At 73.5% G+C, this 15,936-nt stretch carries 21 protein-coding genes; 10 read left to right on the top strand and 11 right to left on the bottom strand.

Features of this window, described 5'->3' with window-relative positions; all coding sequences use genetic code 11:
- Nucleotides 1–20 precede the first annotated feature (20 nt).
- Both FB388_RS14400 and ligD read right to left on the bottom strand, forming a co-directional pair.
- Complete coding sequence (locus FB388_RS14400; protein ID WP_142101178.1) at nucleotides 21–818, bottom strand: glycerophosphodiester phosphodiesterase family protein; 798 nt, start codon at nucleotides 816–818, stop codon at nucleotides 21–23.
- 26 nt (nucleotides 819–844) lie between these two features.
- Entirely contained in the window at nucleotides 845–2,752 is a 1,908-nt protein-coding gene (ligD, locus tag FB388_RS41070; protein WP_211361916.1) for a non-homologous end-joining DNA ligase, read from the bottom strand.
- A 77-nt stretch (nucleotides 2,753–2,829) separates the two neighbouring features.
- Between ligD and FB388_RS14390 the strand changes: the two genes are divergently transcribed.
- The 4 genes from FB388_RS14390 to FB388_RS14375 all read left to right on the top strand — a co-directional run bounded on the left by FB388_RS14390 (nucleotide 2,830) and on the right by FB388_RS14375 (nucleotide 5,007).
- Nucleotides 2,830–3,027, top strand: a complete 198-nt coding sequence (locus tag FB388_RS14390) for a (2Fe-2S)-binding protein (protein WP_142101175.1) — start codon at nucleotides 2,830–2,832, stop codon at nucleotides 3,025–3,027.
- Between the two features lie 123 nt (nucleotides 3,028–3,150).
- Entirely contained in the window at nucleotides 3,151–3,636 is a 486-nt protein-coding gene (gene bfr / locus FB388_RS14385; RefSeq protein ID WP_142101173.1) for a bacterioferritin, read from the top strand.
- Nucleotides 3,637–3,720: 84 nt separating this feature from the next.
- The gene (locus FB388_RS14380) at nucleotides 3,721–4,737 is read left to right on the top strand and encodes an ABC transporter substrate-binding protein (RefSeq protein ID WP_211361915.1); all 1,017 of its coding nucleotides are present in this window, start codon (nucleotides 3,721–3,723) and stop codon (nucleotides 4,735–4,737) included.
- 57 nt (nucleotides 4,738–4,794) lie between these two features.
- Nucleotides 4,795–5,007, top strand: a complete 213-nt coding sequence (locus tag FB388_RS14375) for a DUF3072 domain-containing protein (RefSeq protein ID WP_142101169.1) — start codon at nucleotides 4,795–4,797, stop codon at nucleotides 5,005–5,007.
- Nucleotides 5,008–5,040: 33 nt separating this feature from the next.
- Here the strand turns inward: FB388_RS14375 and FB388_RS14370 are convergent, their stop codons facing one another.
- The 4 genes from FB388_RS14370 to FB388_RS14360 form a co-directional block, all read right to left on the bottom strand.
- Nucleotides 5,041–5,838 (bottom strand): alpha/beta fold hydrolase, encoded by a 798-nt coding sequence (locus tag FB388_RS14370; protein ID WP_142101167.1) that lies wholly within the window; start codon nucleotides 5,836–5,838, stop codon nucleotides 5,041–5,043.
- Between the two features lie 285 nt (nucleotides 5,839–6,123).
- Nucleotides 6,124–6,705: a PASTA domain-containing protein gene (locus FB388_RS14365; protein WP_142101165.1), complete on the bottom strand. Its 582-nt coding sequence runs from the start codon at nucleotides 6,703–6,705 to the stop codon at nucleotides 6,124–6,126.
- A 23-nt stretch (nucleotides 6,706–6,728) separates the two neighbouring features.
- Nucleotides 6,729–6,899 (bottom strand): hypothetical protein, encoded by a 171-nt coding sequence (locus tag FB388_RS39405; protein WP_170225606.1) that lies wholly within the window; start codon nucleotides 6,897–6,899, stop codon nucleotides 6,729–6,731.
- Complete coding sequence (locus tag FB388_RS14360) at nucleotides 6,881–7,063, bottom strand: hypothetical protein (RefSeq protein WP_142101162.1); 183 nt, start codon at nucleotides 7,061–7,063, stop codon at nucleotides 6,881–6,883. Before FB388_RS14360 ends, FB388_RS39405 begins: the two co-directional genes overlap by 19 nt.
- 78 nt (nucleotides 7,064–7,141) lie before the next feature.
- Here FB388_RS14360 and FB388_RS14355 point away from each other — a divergent pair, with 78 nt between their 5' ends.
- Nucleotides 7,142–7,990, top strand: a complete 849-nt coding sequence (locus tag FB388_RS14355) for a bifunctional helix-turn-helix transcriptional regulator/GNAT family N-acetyltransferase (RefSeq protein WP_142101160.1) — start codon at nucleotides 7,142–7,144, stop codon at nucleotides 7,988–7,990.
- Between the two features lie 17 nt (nucleotides 7,991–8,007).
- Here FB388_RS14355 and FB388_RS14350 read toward each other — a convergent pair whose 3' ends face one another.
- Nucleotides 8,008–8,472, bottom strand: coding sequence for a cupin domain-containing protein (locus FB388_RS14350; RefSeq protein ID WP_211361914.1), 465 nt, complete (start codon nucleotides 8,470–8,472; stop codon nucleotides 8,008–8,010).
- Between the two features lie 30 nt (nucleotides 8,473–8,502).
- Here FB388_RS14350 and FB388_RS14345 point away from each other — a divergent pair, with 30 nt between their 5' ends.
- Entirely contained in the window at nucleotides 8,503–8,961 is a 459-nt protein-coding gene (locus tag FB388_RS14345) for a MarR family winged helix-turn-helix transcriptional regulator (RefSeq protein WP_142101157.1), read from the top strand.
- Between the two features lie 6 nt (nucleotides 8,962–8,967).
- On the opposite strand, the gene FB388_RS14340 is transcribed toward FB388_RS14345, so the two are convergent.
- Nucleotides 8,968–9,585, bottom strand: a complete 618-nt coding sequence (locus FB388_RS14340) for a CG0192-related protein (RefSeq protein ID WP_142101155.1) — start codon at nucleotides 9,583–9,585, stop codon at nucleotides 8,968–8,970.
- A gap of 48 nt (nucleotides 9,586–9,633) precedes the next feature.
- Between FB388_RS14340 and FB388_RS14335 the strand changes: the two genes are divergently transcribed.
- From FB388_RS14335 to FB388_RS14325, 3 genes are all read left to right on the top strand, one after another.
- Nucleotides 9,634–10,317 carry a FadR/GntR family transcriptional regulator gene (locus FB388_RS14335; RefSeq protein ID WP_142101153.1) on the top strand — a complete coding sequence of 228 codons (684 nt, stop codon included), beginning with the start codon at nucleotides 9,634–9,636 and terminating at the stop codon, nucleotides 10,315–10,317.
- The gene (locus tag FB388_RS14330; RefSeq protein WP_142101151.1) at nucleotides 10,314–11,519 is read left to right on the top strand and encodes a CynX/NimT family MFS transporter; all 1,206 of its coding nucleotides are present in this window, start codon (nucleotides 10,314–10,316) and stop codon (nucleotides 11,517–11,519) included. The genes FB388_RS14335 and FB388_RS14330 overlap by 4 nt, the downstream gene beginning before the upstream one ends.
- Before the next feature lie 85 nt (nucleotides 11,520–11,604).
- Entirely contained in the window at nucleotides 11,605–12,612 is a 1,008-nt protein-coding gene (locus tag FB388_RS14325) for a sigma-70 family RNA polymerase sigma factor (RefSeq protein WP_142101149.1), read from the top strand.
- Nucleotides 12,613–12,615: 3 nt separating this feature from the next.
- Here the strand turns inward: FB388_RS14325 and FB388_RS14320 are convergent, their stop codons facing one another.
- Together FB388_RS14320 and FB388_RS14315 are read right to left on the bottom strand one after the other, a co-directional pair.
- Nucleotides 12,616–13,440: an alpha/beta fold hydrolase gene (locus tag FB388_RS14320; protein WP_142101147.1), complete on the bottom strand. Its 825-nt coding sequence runs from the start codon at nucleotides 13,438–13,440 to the stop codon at nucleotides 12,616–12,618.
- An 18-nt stretch (nucleotides 13,441–13,458) separates the two neighbouring features.
- Nucleotides 13,459–14,322 (bottom strand): LysR family transcriptional regulator, encoded by an 864-nt coding sequence (locus FB388_RS14315; RefSeq protein WP_142101145.1) that lies wholly within the window; start codon nucleotides 14,320–14,322, stop codon nucleotides 13,459–13,461.
- Between the two features lie 95 nt (nucleotides 14,323–14,417).
- Between FB388_RS14315 and FB388_RS14310 the strand changes: the two genes are divergently transcribed.
- Complete coding sequence (locus tag FB388_RS14310) at nucleotides 14,418–15,329, top strand: TIGR03564 family F420-dependent LLM class oxidoreductase (protein ID WP_142101142.1); 912 nt, start codon at nucleotides 14,418–14,420, stop codon at nucleotides 15,327–15,329.
- On the opposite strand, the gene FB388_RS14305 is transcribed toward FB388_RS14310, so the two are convergent.
- Nucleotides 15,319–15,936, bottom strand: coding sequence for a DUF4232 domain-containing protein (locus tag FB388_RS14305; RefSeq protein ID WP_246121920.1), 618 nt, complete (start codon nucleotides 15,934–15,936; stop codon nucleotides 15,319–15,321). The two genes, FB388_RS14310 and FB388_RS14305, sit on opposite strands and share 11 nt — an antisense overlap.

Raw genomic sequence — 15,936 nt, 5'->3', positions numbered from 1 at the left:
GACTAGCGCCCGGACCTGCGTCAGGCGGCCTGCCACACACCGCGGGCATGCAGCACGGCGCGCAGCACGTCGGGCCGGTCCGAGATCAGGCCGTCGGCGCCGAGGTCGAGCAGCGCCGTCATGTGGGAGGCCGCGTCCACCGTCCACACGTGCACCTCGCGGCCGGTCGAGTGCGCTGCCCGCAACAGGGCGGCGTCCACCACCGTGAGCGGGCCGATGTGCCGCGGCAGCTGCGCGAGGTCCCCGGGCGAGGGCGGCGCGGGAAGGCGCCGCAGCGGCCCGGGCAGCTCGTCCAGCCACGCCCGTGTACGCAGGCCGAACGCAGCGCCCTGCGCCATCGACGTGCACAGCCGCGACCCGGCCGCCTCCCGGGCCCGGCGCAGCCACCCGTCGTGGTAGCTGCCGAGGCACACCCGGTGCCAGCTGCCGGTGCGCTCGAGCACGTCGAGCACCGGCTCCACCACCGCGCCCGACTTCAGCTCCACCGTGAGCCGCGTGTCGGGCAGCTCGGTCAGCACCTGCTCCAGGAACGGAACGGGCTCCCGGCCGCGTACCCGCACCCCGGCGATCGTGGCGGCGGGGAGGGCGCTGATCGGCCCGTGGCCGTCGGTGGTGCGGTCGAGCGTGGCGTCGTGGTGGACCACCGCCACCCCGTCGGCACTCGCGTGCACGTCCAGCTCGAGGTAGCCGAAGCCCTCCGCGACCGCGCGGTGGAACGCGGCGAGGGTGTTCTCGCACCCGTCGAGGTCGTCGATGTGCCAGCCGCGGTGGGCGTAGGCGCGCGGGTAGGGACCGTCGAAGTAGGGGTGCCGGGGCACGGCCGAAGCCTTCCAGGCCGACTCGATCAGCCGCGACGGGGGAGGCGTTGCGGTTCGGTGAACAGCGGGGCGAGCAGGTCGCCGTGCTCGGCGATGCGGGCGGGCAGGTCGCTCGCGGTGAACACCAGATCGTCGGGACGGCGGCAGGCCCGCACCTCGTCCCATGTCACCGGGGTGGCGACGGTCGGGCGTGCTCGCCCGCGCAACGAGTAGCTCGCGATCGTGGTCTTGTACGGGTTGTTCTGGCTCCAGTCGACGAACACCTTCCCTCGCCGCCGCGCCTTCGCCATCACCGCCGTGACCTTCCCCGGCGACTCCCCGGCCAGCTCCTCCGCGAGCGCCTTGGCGAACTCGGACGTCTGCTCCGCCGCCGAGACCGTGACCGGCAGGTACAGCTGCATGCCCTTTCCGCCGCTGGTGCGCGGGTACGCGACGAGGCCGTCGTCGGCGAGGCGCTCGGCGATCCGCTCGGCCACCCGCGCGCAGTCCACCACCGTGGTGCCCTCCCCGGGGTCGAGGTCGAACACCACCAGGTCCGGCAGCTGCTGGGCACCGCCCGGGCCCACCCGCCACTGGGGAACGTGCAGCTCCAGTGCGGCGAGGTTCGCGGCCCACGCGAGGCCCTCCGCATCGTCGACCAGCGGGAAGTCGGCGTTCTCCGACCGGCCGCCCGGGGTGCCGACGCGCGCCGTGCGCAGCCAGTTCGGGGCGTGGCGGGAGACGTCCTTCTCGAAGAACGAGCCCCGCTCCACGCCGTCCGGCCAGCGCACCAGCGTGACGGGGCGGTCGCGCAGGTGCGGCAGCATCACGTCCGCGACCGCCAGGTAGTACGCCAGCACGTCGGCCTTCGTGGTGCCGGTGAGCGGGTAGAGCACCTTGCCGGGATTGCTGAGCGCCGCCCGCCCGAACCCCTTCGACCTCGCCCGTCGCGGCGAGGGCTCGGGCGCCCCGACCCCGGTGGCCACCTGCACCCAGCGCTCGCTGGTGGCGCCCGGCTCGTACGGCGAGTCCGGGTCCTTCGCCACGACGTAGGGGAGGTTCTGCTGCCTCGCGGCGGCCAGCACCTCCGGCCCCGCTCCGGGGAACACGGGAGCGGGCCGCCAGCGCGGCCCCTCGAGCGGCAGCCGTTCCAGCAGCGCCCGCCGCTCCCGGAACGGCAACGGGCACGTGTCGCGGCCGTCGACGTGCAGCACGTCGCCGATCCAGAGGTAGGCACCCTCCGCCCCGCCGACCAGCTCGGCGTCCAGCAACGCCTGCGTGGCACCCAGGGACGGCCCCAGCTCGCGCAGGCTGGGCGCGGCGACCTCGTCACCCTCGGCGTCGGTGATCCGGATGCGCCCGCCATCGGCCCGCACGATCACCCGCCGCCCGCCGAACCCGATCTGCGGCCACCACTCACCATCGGCCGGTAGCTCACCGGCCGTCGCGAGCATCGGGCGCGCGTCGTGGGGGAGCGGTGCGCCCGCACCGTTGCGGTCCGAGCGGCGCAGCAGCCAGTTGTCCTTCCCGCCGTCGCGGTCGGTCCGGATGAACACGAACCGCCCCGCCGCCCGCTCGCCCCTGAGCTGGACGATCACCTCGCGCGGGTTCCACTTCTCCGTCTCGTACGTGCCGGAGTCCCAGATGGTCATCGCCCCGCCGCCGTACTCGCCGGCCGGGATCTCACCCGAGAAATCCAGGTACTCGATCGGATGGTCCTCGGTGCGCACGGCCAGCCGGACCGTGTCCGGGTCGGTGGGGAGCCCCTTCGGCACCGCCCACGAGGCCAGCACGCCGTCGCGTTCCAGCCGGACGTCCCAGTGCAGCCGGCGTGCGTGGTGCTCCTGGATGACGAAGCGGTGGCCGGAGCCCTCGGGCGCGACCGGGTCGTCGGCGGGGATCGGCTCCGGCGTGCGCCGCGCGTCGCGCTTGCGGCGGTACTCGTCGAGCGGCACTCGCTGAGGGTAGTTCTTGCGTCCAGCCCGGGGCGGATGTGACCATAGGTAAGCCTTGCTTGACCGAAGGAGTGCCTGTGTACGTGTGCGTCTGCTACGCAGTGCCGGACTCGGAGATCCGGGCCTGCATCGCGCGTGGAGCGCGCACGGTCGAGGAGGTCGGCGACGCCTGCGACGCGGGCACCGGCTGCGGGTCGTGCCTCGACCGCATCGACGTCTTCCTCGCCGCAGCTCACGCTCCGTCGTCGATCGCGGGTCTGCCGAAGTCGGCATAGCTCCGCCTCGCATCCGCTGAGGTTCGCCTGACCTGCAGAAAGGCGATCCTGGGTCCGTCGCCCCTCGAGGCCGTGACTACCGTCCGCGGTGCCCCTGCCCGCCGACGACGCAAGCGAGGACCCATGCGTGGCGACGACGAGATCATCGCGCTGCTCAACGAGCAGCTCACCAGCGAGCTGACCGCGATCAACCAGTACTTCCTGCACGCCAAGATGCAGCAGAACTGGGGCCTGACCAAGCTCGCCGCGTACACCAAGAGCGAGTCGATCGACGAGATGCGGCACGCGGAGCTCATCACCGACCGCATCCTGTTCCTCGAGGGCCTGCCCAACTACCAGCGGCTGTTCCCGCTGCGGATCGGGCAGACCGTCCGTGAGCAGCTGCAGTCCGACCTCGCGATCGAGGTCGAGGTCGTGGAGCGGCTGCGCCCCGGCATCGCCCTGTGCCGCGAGAAGGGCGACATCACCACGGCGAAGCTGTTCGAGGCCATCCTCGCCGACGAGGAGCACCACATCGACTACATCGAGACCAACCTCGAGCTCATCGACCGGCTCGGCGAGCAGCTCTACCTGGCCCAGCTGGTGGATCAGCCGCCGACCCCGGGCTGAAACCTCGATCACAACCGCGACGCCGGCACCTCCTGATTGACTATCGTCCGCCCGGACTTAGGCAAGCCTTCCTCGGAGGTCCCGGTGTTCGGACGCGTGCCCGTGGTGGCAGTGGCGGCTCTCGTCGCCCTGAGCGGGTGCGCGAGCTCGCCCGCGGTCGGAGAACCGCCTGCGGCGGCGCCCGCGCCGGCGGAGGCGCCGGGTCCCACGTCGATCCCGGACGGGATGGGCGCCGCCGAGCCGGACGGCACCTTCCCGCGGACGGTCACGCATTTCGGTGGCACCACCACGATCACGGCGCCGCCGCAGCGGGTGGTCGTGATCGCCACCGGGCAGACCGACGCAGCACTGACCCTCGGGGTGGTACCGGTGGGCGCCGCCTCCGGTGACGACGCGGACCTCGTACCGCGCTACGTCCGCGACGCCTTCCCGCAGTACGCCGACCAGCTCGCCGCCGTCGCGCCCGTCGGATCACGCCAGAGCCCGAACCTGGAGGCGATCGCGGCCCTGCAGCCCGACCTCGTGCTCGCGAACGCCGCCGCCTCGCAGGACATCTACCCGGCGCTGTCCGCGATCGCGCCGACCGTCCTCGTGGAGGGTACGGGCGTCAACTGGAAGCAGGACTTCCTGCTGCTCGCCGACAGCCTCGCGAGGCAGGGCACCGCCCAGGCGTTCCTCGACGACTTCGCCGCCGACGCCGCGAAGCTGGGGGAGAGCGCCGGGCCGGAGACGGTGTCGTTCCTCCGGGTGACGGCCGACCGGACGCGGGTCTTCGGCGTCGCATCTTTCGCCGGCTTCATCGCGTGGGACGCCGGGCTGCAGCGACCGCCCGCACAACGGTTCGACGCGACGTCGAAGGACCTGTCGCCGGAGGAGCTGCAGCTCGCCGACGCCGACCGGATCTTCTACTCGGTGCAGGGCGCCGCCGCCGAGGCCGCAGCCGCGGAGTCGGCGACCATGGCGAACCCGTTGTGGAAGGATCTTCCGGCCGTCCGGGACGGGCGTGCGGTGCTCGTCGACGACGACCCGTGGTACCTGAACGCCGGGCCCACCGCAGCCCGGCTGGTGCTTACCGAGCTGACGGCGGCACTTCTGTCATAACGGGGTGCCCATGCGTTTCGGCGTGCGCCGGCAGGGAGTCGAAGATATGTTCGAACCATGAGTGACAACCGCAGCGACGCCGCCGGGCCCGCGGCGAAGGATCCGGACGACTGGACCACCGGTGACGAGCCGATGACCGGCCCGCAGCAGTCCTACCTGCAGACGCTCGCGCAGCAAGCCGGCGAGGAGCCGCCGAAGGACGACCTGACCAAGGCCGACGCCTCGCGGCTGATCGACGAGCTGCAGGAGCGCACCGGCCGAGGCCGCTGAGCGTTCCTCCAGGGCGTGGCCGGTACGCAGACGCTACCCCCGGGAGTCGATCGCAGGCGCCCTCTCCGGATCCGGCAGCTCTGCCCAGAATTTCGTCAGAGCCTCGGCAACCGGCGCGGGCGTCTCCTCCGGCCACCAGTGGCCCACGCCCTCCAGATGCACCATCCTCGCGCCCGCCTGGCGCGCTGCCCACTCGTGCTGCACCAACGTCCCGCTGGCTCTCTCGAAGTCGTCCACGGCGATGAGAGCGAGCCCCGGACGTTGTGCGGCGCTCGGCAGGAGCCGTCCCGCTTCGGCCATCGCAGGCTGTCGTGCCGACCGCAACAGCTTGAGGACGGCGCGGCCCATCTCGGGATCCATGCCTGCCGCGACCCGTTCTGCCATGCGCCCGGTCATGCCGAGGGCCGAGGTCACCGCGAGTCGCTGCTGCAGGTCGCCTCCCCAGATCTCCCGCACCGAGGCTTCCCCCGGGCCCTCCTGCTGCCACACCTGTGCCCGCGGGTGCCAGAGGTAGTCGGGCGCGAACACGCCGAGGGCATCGGAAGCCCAACTGCGAATCAGATCCGGACGGCTCATGGCCAGCGCCGCGACGTGAATTCCGCCCCAGTCGTGACCGACCAGGTCGACCGGAGCGCGGAACAGCTCGAGCTGAGACGCCAGCCAGTCTCGATAGGTCGTGGCCGACGAGTCGAAGCCGCGGGGCGCAGGTACGCCGAACCCGGGCGGGGACAGGACGACCGCGTCGGCCCGGTCGAGCTCCCCGATGAGCGGCCCCCAGATGGCCGCGGACTCGGGGTTGCCGTGGACGAGGACGAGTGGAGTGCGCGACACGTAGCCACCTCTCAGAAACTTATTGGTCGACACACAAGTATCAGACGGACACCGATCTGTCCAGGTGGTGGAGCCCAGAAGACGGTGTTGCAGGAAGCGGCTTGCGATCTCGCGGGTGGTCGGGCCTTCGGCCTGTCAGGTGCCGAGGTGGCCTGCTCGAGGTGCTCGATGGCGATGCCGCGGCTGTGGAGCCAGTTGAGCAGCGTCCTGGTCAGTCGGGAGTTCTCACACCAGGTGCGACCCCGGCCTTGTTGAGCCGATAATCGACGTTATGACAGTTATGACCTAGCGGACGCTCTCGCCCGTCTCCTCGTCGACGGCCCCACGACGGGCTCGCGGGTCGGGCCGAGGCTCCAACGGGGCCCGGTCGCCCGCGGAGCCGGGGCCGCGGTAGAGCCAGACGGTGACCTCGGAGTGCGAGGCGACCCGTTCCCCCGCGACGGGCTTCTGCTCGACCACGTGGAAGTCGGCAGCCTCGGGCCCGAGGAACGGCATCGGCGCCGGATCGGCGATGACCGGGTGCAGGTGCTCCTCGATCAGCCGGTGCTGCGCGAGCGGCCATGACATGCCCACGACGTTCGGGACCGTCACGCGCGTGCGCACCGGTGGCGCCGGGGCCGGCTCCTCGTCCAGGTCCTTCCAGCGCTCCCATGCCGACTGCCGCGAGACGCCGAGGCGCGTGGCGATCTCGGCCCACGACTTGCGGTTGCGGCGTGCGGCCCGGACGGCCTCGAGCTCGGCCTGGTCCAGCGATCTGCGGACGACGCCGATGTCGGACAGCGCGTCGAGCGCCCCCTCCCCCGAGGTGGGCGGAACGGCGAGGCGCTCCCACGCGGCGCGGGCCTCGCGCCAGGCGTCTCGGGACATGACGTCAGGCTAGCCTGACGCGCTCAGGTGCGCCAGGGCTCGCTGTCGGGCGGGTTCAGCAGATAGCGGTCCCAGAGGTGCAGCTGCCGGGCGATGCGCGTCCGCAGCCCGGTGCGTGGGGCGTCCCGCGGCGCGACCGGCGCGAGCGCCGTCAGCACGAGGGCGAGCCCGACGATCAGGAGCGCTGCGTCCACGCCTGCTCCCCGATCGTGTGGCCGGTGAGCACGGGGATGGGGTGTCCCCGGGTGCAGCGCATCTCCACGGCGATCACCCCGGGTTCGAGGTTGACCACGCTCGTGAGCTGCGAGCAGTCGAGGAGCACGGCCTCGCCGCAGTCGGTGCAGTAGACGCGCCACATGACGTCGCCCCCTTCCGGTAATGTTTGACAGCGTCAACGGGTTGGTGGCCTCTGTCAAGCTGTTTTCGGAGGGACGAGATGTCCGAGCCGGCACCGGTCGTGGCCCGGGTCCGCGAGTTCAACCGCTTCTACACGCGGGTGATCGGCGTGCTCGAGGCCGGCGTCCTCGGCACGCCGTACTCGCTCACCGAGGCGCGCGTGCTGTTCGAGCTGGCGCACCGCGACGAGATGGGGGTCTCGGAGCTGCGCGGTGTGCTGGGGATCGACGCCGGCTACCTCAGCCGGATCCTCCGCCGGTTCAGCGCCGACGGGCTCCTGGTGCGCGAGGCGGCGCAGGACGACGGGCGGCGCCAGGTCGTGCGGCTCACCGCCCAGGGCCGGGCGGCGTACGGGCGCATCGACGACGAGCAGGTCCGCGCCACGGAACGGCTCCTGGAACCGCTCGACGAGGACGGACGAGGGCAGCTCGTGGCCGCGATGGACTGCATCCGCCGCACGCTCGGCGACCGGCCGCTCCCCCGCACCGTCGTGCTGCGCGGCCCCGGGCCCGGCGAGCTCGGGTGGATCATCTCCCGGCACGGTGCGGAGGAGAGCGAGGCGGCCCGCGTCGTGGCCGGGTTCGCCTGCCGGGCCGACCCGCGGGAGGCGGCGTGGATCGCCGACGTCGACGGCGAGCCCGTCGGCAGTGCGCTGTGCCTCGCCGACGACAGCGACCCGGGCACGGCCCGCTTGACACTCCTGCGCGTGGAACCGGCGGCACGGGGTGCCGGGATCGGTTCACGGCTGGTCGCGGAGTGCGTGCGGCACGCGCGCTCGGTCGGTTACGACGCGATCAGCGCGCAGGCTCCGTCCGGCTCGCCCGCCGCGCGGATCCTCGGGCGCTCCGGGTTCGCGAGCAACGGTGAGGTGTGGACGCGCCGCTGGTGACCCGTTCCCGTCCGGGTCTACGGGATGGGCCCGAGCAGCTCGATCCCGTTCTGTTCGGCCGCGACCAGGACCTCGTCCAGCCCCGGATCGGCACCTAGTGCGGCGACCGCACGCACGAACCCCTCCATCGGGCCACCGGGCGCGTGCACGACGACGGCGACGGCGTCCTCGGCCGACTCGTTGCGAATGGTGTGCGGCGTGCGGCCGGCGAGCGGGACGGCATCTCCTGCCCGGGCGGTGAAGCGCCGGCGGTCGGGATCGACGGCTTCCCCCACGTAGAAGGTGAACTCACCCTCCTGCACCAGGTAGACCTCGCCCGGGTCGTGGCGGTGCAGCACCGGAGGGCCTCCACCTGGGGGCATCCGGACCTGCACGGCGAACAGGGCGCCGCCGGTCTGGGCGCTCGTGGCGAGGACGGTGATCTCGTCCAGGCCGGTCCGGATGCACTCGGGGTCGACAGAGTCGACAGGTAGCATGTCCATATTCGAAGATGGTGGACAGGAGGCCTGTCTATGTCAAGGCGTCTGCCCAGACTGGGCGGGCACGAGCGGCCGGCGAACCTCGCGGTCCTCATGCGCGAGGCGTTCGTGGCGCTCAACGACCGCGTCCTCACCCGGCTCGCCGAACACGGGCACACCGAGGTGCGACCCGCGCACGGCGCGGTCTTCCAGTACCTCGACGACACGGGTACGACCGTGAGCCTGCTCGCCGAGCGGGCGCAGATGACCAAGCAGGCGATGGCGGAGCTCGTGAAGCACCTCGAGACCCACGGGTACGTGCGGCGCGTGCCCGACCCGACCGACCGGCGCGCGAAGCTCGTCGTGCCGACCGAGCGCGGACACGACGTGATCGACATCGCCCAGGGGCTCGTCCCCGAGCTCGAGCACGAGGTCGGCGAGATCCTCGGCGCCGAGCGCGTGCGCCACCTGCGCGCCGACCTGGAGGCGATCCGCCGGGCGATCCGCGCCTGAGCCGCCTCAGGGGGTGAGGAACGCCAGGAGCGCCGGCCGGTCCTGTCCGGACCAGGTGCCGGTCAGCGTCTGGGCACCCTCCGGGTCGAGGCCCTGTCCGATGACCCGCAGAACGGTGAGCCCGCCGACGGCGGTGGTCGTGGGGCCGTCGAGCGGTTCGACGGCCTCGGGTGCGGGCACGGCTGCGCCGGGAGCGCCGGATCCGGTCACCTCGACCGTCGCCTCGCGGCGAACGGGGCCGCTGTCGGACTCGACCCATTCCTCGGCCTCCCGGCCGCCGGTGCGGATCACCGCGGCCAGCGCCGCTACGTAGACCGGGTCGCCGCAGCCGTCGTACACCCACCGGCGCCCGAGGTGGGTGTGCTCCATCGTGCCGACGAGGTGGCGTTCGGCGCCGGCGAGCGGAGCGCCCCGGTAGGTGAGCGGGACCTGTAGGACGACGCCCTCCGCCGTCCGGACGAGGTGGGTCTCCATGCCCACCTCCCCCGCCGGGTCGTCGAACCGGTACGCACCCAGCGGGGCGGGAGGCGCTGTGGTGCCGCCCGACCAGACCCGGGACGGGACCCAGCCCGCGATCAGCTCGGCCTTGGTCGGGGTGATCTGCGCCTGATGGATGACGGCCACGGCGGCGACGCTACGCGGCGACCAAACATGGGATGTTAGGTTGTTTCGATGGGACTGACAGCGGTGCGGCCAGGCCGCTTGTGCGACGAGGTCGTGGCGCAGTTCGAGGCGCTCATCGCGGCCGGCGAGTGGCCGGTCGGGGCGAAGATCCCGCCGGAGCCGGAGCTGGTGGCCGCGCTGGGCGTGGGGCGCAACACCGTGCGCGAGGCGGTGCGGGCCCTCGAGCACGCCGGTGTCCTCGAGCCGCGCCGAGGCGACGGCACGTACGTGCGCGCCACCAGCGATCTCGGCGCCGCCCTGATGCGAAGGGCCCGGCGCACCACCGTGGCGCACGTGCTCGCCGTGCGCACCAGCCTGGAGCGGGACGCCGCCGTCGCCGCCGCGTTGCACCGGACCGATGCCGACGTCGCGGCGATCCGGGCCGCGGTCGAGGCCCGGCGCGCCGCGTGCGACCAGCCGGACCGGGCCGCGTTCGTCGCGGCCGACGTGGCCTTCCACCGGGCGGTGATCGCGGCCACCGGCAACCCGGTGCTCATCGACCTGTACGCCGGCCTCAGCGAGGCCGTGCAGCGCACCGTCAGCGAGATCGACGAGCACGACGACGACCCCGCGGGCTTCCCCGGGCACGAGGAGCTCGCAGCAGCGATCGCCGCAGGTGACCCGGACGCGGCGCGAGCGGCCGCCGACCGCTACCTCGACGCGGCCCGCGCGATCGTGGAGCGCAGGCCGTGAGCGTGAACGCGGCTGCCCCGCCTGCGCGGGCCGGAGTGGCGCCCGCCTGGTGGGTCGGCCTGGCGATCGTGCTGGTCGCGGCGAACCTGCGGCCTGCGGTGGTCGGCGTGGCGCCGCTGCTGTCCCAGATACAGGCCGACGAGCGGCTCTCGGCCACCGCGGCGGGGGTCCTCACGGCCCTGCCGGTGCTCTGCTTCGGCCTCGTCGCCCCGGTGGCGCCGCCGCTGGCGCGGCGGCTCGGCATCGAACGAGCGTTGCTGGCGGCGCTGGCGTTCCTGATCGTCGGCTTCCTGGTGCGCTCGAGCGGTTCGCTCGCGGCGCTCTTCGCCGGCACGGTGCTGCTCGGCTCGGCGATCGCGATCGGCAACGTGCTGCTCCCCAGCCTGATCAAGCGCGACTTCGCCCACCGGACCGGCATGATGACCGGCCTCTACACGATGGCGATCGCGGGCGGCGGTGCCCTCGCGGCGGGCGTCACCGTGCCGCTGGCGCACGCCACCGGGCTCGGGTGGCACGGCGCGCTCGCCGCGTGGGCGCTGTTCGCCCTGCTCGCGCTGCTGTGCTGGCTGCCGCACGTCCGCCGGGCCGGACGCCCCGCCCGGATGGGCAGGCTGCGGGTCGGCGGGCTCTGGCGCGACGCGCTGGCCTGGCAGGTCACCGTCTACATGGGCCTGCAGTCGCTCGGCTTCTTCGCGATCGCTGCCTGGCTGCCCGCGCTGCTCGTGGACCGCGGCTACGACCCCGTGGTGGCGGGGTGGTTGCTCTCGCTCTCCACGGTGGCCGGCATCGCAGGCGCCTTGATCGCCCCGATGATCGCCACCCGCGGACCGCGTCAGCGCGCCGCCGCCCTCGGCATCACGGCCGTGGCCGCGGTCGGGTTGCTCGGATTGCTCGCGCCGGTCGGCGTCGAGCTGGTGGCCGTGGTCCTGCTCGGCTTCGCCCAGAGCGCCGCGCTCGGCCTCGCACTCACCCTCGTCGCACTGCGCGCCCCGGACGCGGCCCACGCGGCGCAGCTGTCCGGGATGGCGCAGAGCGCCGGATACGTCCTCGCGGCGGCGGGCCCGTTCGCGGTGGGCGCGCTGCGCGACCTGACCGGGGGGTGGACCGTCCCGATCCTGCTGCTGCTCGCGCTGCTCGTCGTCCAGGGCACGGCGGGGGTGCTCGCAGGCCGGGACCGCCACGTCCGCCGTGGGACCGTCTGACCGGACGCATCTCGCCGGATTCCGGTCCTCGCTCGGTTTTGTCGGCCACCCGCTCTAGGCTTCGTCGCGCGAGAAGGGGGAACCGATGACCGTCACCGCTGATGCCCCGTCCGGCACATGGGAGCAGCACCGGGTGGAGCTCACCGCCTACTGCTACCGCATGCTCGGCTCGTCGGCCGACGCCGAGGACGCGGTACAGGACACGATGGTGCGAGCGTGGCGCTCGTACGAGAAGTTCGAGGGCCGTTCCTCGGTGCGCTCGTGGCTGTACAAGATCGCCACGAACGTCTGCCTGACGATGCTCGACAGCCGCCAGCGCCGAGCCACACCGATGGACTTCGGCCCGGCCGCCTCCACCGACGGCCCCGCGCCCGCGCAGAAACCCGAGATCGCCTGGCTGGAGCCGATCCCCGACGCGCGGGTGCTGCCGCCCGCGTCCGACCCAGCCGAGCTGGCCGTGGCGAAGGAGTCGGTGCGCCTCGCGTTCGTGGCGGCGCTGCAGCACCTGCCCGCCCGGCAGCGGGCGGTGCTGATCCTGCGCGAGGTGCTGCAGTGGAAGGCGTCCGAGGTGGCCGAGCTCCTCGGCACCACGGTCGCGTCGGTCAACAGCGCGCTGCAGCGCGCTCGCGCCACCCTCGCGGAGCAGGAGCTCGCGCAGCCGGGGCCGAAGGGCGACGGCGCGGGCGAGCTCGACGCCGACCACCAGGAGCTGCTCACCCGCTACGCCGAGGCGTTCGAGCGATACGACGTCGGGGCGCTGGTGCACCTCCTGCACGAGGACGCCATCCTCAACATGCCGCCGTACGACATCTGGCTGCAGGGCGTCGAGGAGATCCAGAAGTGGTGGATCGGGCCGGGGGCGCCGTGCCGGGGCTCGAAGCTGCAGCCGCTCACGGCCAACGGGATGGCCGCCTTCGCGCAGTGGCGGCCCAACCCCGACGGCGACGGCTACTACGCCTGGGCGCTGCAGGTCCTCGACATCAAGGACGACCGCATCGTCGGCTACACGGCGTTCCTCGACGTCGACACCCTGTTCCCGATGTGGGACATGCCGCTGCGGCTCGACCGGGAGGGCCGGCCGATCCCGGGCTGACCGTCACCGGGTCACCTCCAGCAGCCAGTCCATGGCCTGGGGGCACGCGTCGAGCACGGAGATGTGCCCGTCGTCCGGCCGGAACCACAGCTCCGACTGGGGAAGGGTGCGGGCCAGCTGCTCGGCGTGGGTCCGCGGTGCGATCCGGTCCTGCTCGCCCTGCACGAGCAGGACGTGTGCGTCCATCAGGGCGAGGTCCGCGGCCCAGGGGGTGACGAGCGCGATGTCGTCGTCCACCTGGCCGTCGGGCCCCGCGCGGTCTGCGGCGCCGGCGTCCACGCCCATCGCCGCCCAGGTGCCCGACAGCGCCTCGAAGTCGGCCGTGGTGAACACCGCGGGGTCGAACTCGCTCTGCTCGGCGTGGCGCATGCGCGCCTCCCGCCCGGCGAGGGCGGCGCGGAGGGCGCTGTCGTCCGCCATGCCGTCGAACCAGCTGTCGTCGCCGGTGAACGGGGCGATCGCGGCGAAGCACACCACGCCGGTCACGCGGCCGGGCAGCAGTGCCGCACAGGCGAGTGCGTGCGAGCCGCCGCTGGACGAGCCCATCACGGCGAACGAGTCGAGGCAGAGCACGTCGGCCACCTGCGCCAGGTCGGCGGCGGCCGAGCCCACCGTGCGGCCCGGCCGGGGTGTGGAACCGCCGTAGCCGGGCCGGGCGTAGGACACCAGCCGCATCCCGCGTTGCCGGGCCAGCCCGAGCAGCGGCTCGTACAGCGCGCCGGTCTGAGGGGTGCCGTGGTGCCAGACGAGCGCGGTGTCGCCGTCGCCGGTGTCGTGGATCCGCAGGTCCCGTCCGTCCGGCAGCCGCAGGTCCCGCGTGATCACCACCGCGTCACCGTATCGGGGTCATGCGAGGGCCGCGACGAGGCCGTCCAAGCAGGTCTGCGTCGTGCTCGAGGGCGTGAGCAGCATCCCGGGCACCTCCACCGGCGGCGCGAGGGGCCGCACCGAGACGCCCGGGATCGGCTCGCCGCCGCAGCCGCAGACCACCGTGGCGTCGTGGCTGCTCATGCCGATCTCGACGGCGGCATCCTCGAGGGACCGCACCGACCGGCCGGTGCTGGGGGCGATGCCGGCGCCGCGGCAGGCGGCGCGCAAGGCGTCGTGCAGCGCGGGGTCGCTGTCGCGGTCGGGCATGCGCAGCGTGAGGTCGGCGAGCGCGGTCACCGGCAGGGTGGGAGCAGCGGCCGCGGGATGCGCGGCGGGGAGCATCACCTGCAGCGGATCGCGCCACACCTGGATCGCCTGCAGGTCCCGGGCGGCCACCGTCCCGCGCACGAGCGCGATGTCCAGCTCGCCTGCGCGCAGCGCCGCGACGTGCGCGGCGAGCGTGCCGTCCACGAGGGTGAGCGTGAGGTCGGGGGCCTCCGCCCGCAGCTTCGCGGCGGCCCGGGACAGGCGCGGCCCGACGCCGGGGGTGGTGCCGACCCGCAGCACCGCCGCGCGGCCGGCGACGAGGTCGGCCGCCACCGCTCGTACCCGGTCGACCGCCGACAAGGCGGCGCGGGCCTCGTCGAGCAGCCGCCTGCCGTCGCCGGTGAGCGCGACGCGGCGGGACGTGCGCGCCAGCAGCCGCACGCCCAGCTCCCGTTCCAGCCGGCCGACCTGCTGGCTCACCGCGGGCTGCGCGACGTGCAGCCGCTCGGCGGCCCGCCCGAAGTGCAGCTCCTCGGCGACGGCCACGAAGTAGCGCAGCTGGCGAACCTCCACCCCCTCTCTCTACCACTCGATCCATCACCCGTCCTTATCGCTGCGCGGGGCGATTGCTCGTTGATCGGCGAGCGGGCCATGGCTGGACTGGTGGCATGCAGATCGGGATGTGGATCGACGAAGAGAGGCCGCTGCCGGCCGTGGTCGAGGCGGTGGTGGACGCGGAACGCAGGGGCTTCGCCCGCGCGTGGTTCGGGCAGCGGGTCGGCTGGGACCCGATGACGGCGATCGCCGCCATCGGCGACCGCGCGGCGCGGATCGGGCTGGGGACGGCGATCGTCGTGACCTGGTCGCGCCACCCGCTCACGCTCGCCGCAGAGGCGCTCACCGTCCAAGCCGCGGTGCAGGGCCGGTTCACGCTCGGGATCGGGCCGAGCCACCAGCCCATCGTCGAGGGCCGGTTCGGTCACCGCTGGCACCGGCCCGGCCTGCACGTCGAGGAGCAGTTGGACGTCCTGCTCCCGGCGCTGCGGGGCGAGGCCGTCGAGGTGCACGGTGAGACGGTCACGGCGGCCGGCACGCTGACCGCGCCCGGTGCGTCCGCCCCGCCGCTGCTGATCTCCGCCCACGGACCGCGGTTGCTGCGGCTGGCCGGGGAGCGGGCCGACGGGGTGATCACCACCTGGACCGATCCGCGCAGCGTCGCCGAGAACGTGGTGCCTGCGGTGCGGGCGGCTGCGGCGGGGCGGCCGGACCCGCAGGTCGTCGTCGGCGTGATCGCGACCCTCACCGACGACCCGGACGCGGCGCGCACACACGTCGCGCAGAACTTCGGCATGGCGGGCGATCTGCCGAGCTACCGCCGCACCCTCGACCAGGCGGGCATGGCCGGCCCGGAGGACACCGTCCTGGCCGGGAACGAGGCGGAGCTGGAGAAGGCGGTGCGGCGCTTCGCGGACGCCGGCGTGACGGAGCTTCAGCTCTGCCCGGTCGGTCCGCCCGCGGAGCAGGAACGCACGATCGCGTTCTTCGGTGAGCTGGCCCGGCAGTCCGCCTTCAGGGCGTGATCGTCTGGACGGACAGCTGGTTCCCCGGCGGGGTGGCGCTGCAGCCGGTGCCCTCCGTGGGGACGAACAGGGCCGCGGTGTCCCCGGGCGGGTAGACGCGCAGGCCGCGAACGGGCACGGGGTGGCAGGCGGCGGGGTCGTAGTTCTGAACGTTGACGAGCTGCAGCTGGGCGCGCGCCGTGGCGCCCGGCGCGATCGGCACCTGGGCGCCCCGCTCCCCCGACATCGCAGCGGCCGGGCCGACCTGGTGGCCGTCGTCGCCCGCGACGTAGGAGACGCCGGGGAAGCCGCGCAGCTCGCAGGTGCGCGACCCGGTGTTGCTGAAGATCAGCGGGCGGTACACCGAGCCGGCCGCGGCATCGCCCTCTCCGAGCGCCACGGACAGCTCGCGGGTGGTGCAGCGGGACAGCCCGCCCCCGTCCGCCTCCTCGGTCGGCGTGATGGCGCGGGTTCCGGCGGTCGGCGCCGTCGCCGTGGTTGCGGCACTGCCCGATGCGGGCGGCGAGACAGGTGCCTGCGGTGTCGCCGGTGGGAGGCCTGCGCAGGCCGTCACGCCCATCAGCACTCCCGCGACGACCCCCGCCGCCGCCGTCCTGGTCCAGCTCAT

This window comes from Pseudonocardia cypriaca (assembly GCF_006717045.1).
In the GTDB taxonomy this organism is placed as follows: domain Bacteria; phylum Actinomycetota; class Actinomycetes; order Mycobacteriales; family Pseudonocardiaceae; genus Pseudonocardia; species Pseudonocardia cypriaca.
The sequence above is the reverse complement of the archived record's forward strand: the minus strand, read 5'-3'. Positions and strand labels throughout refer to the sequence as shown.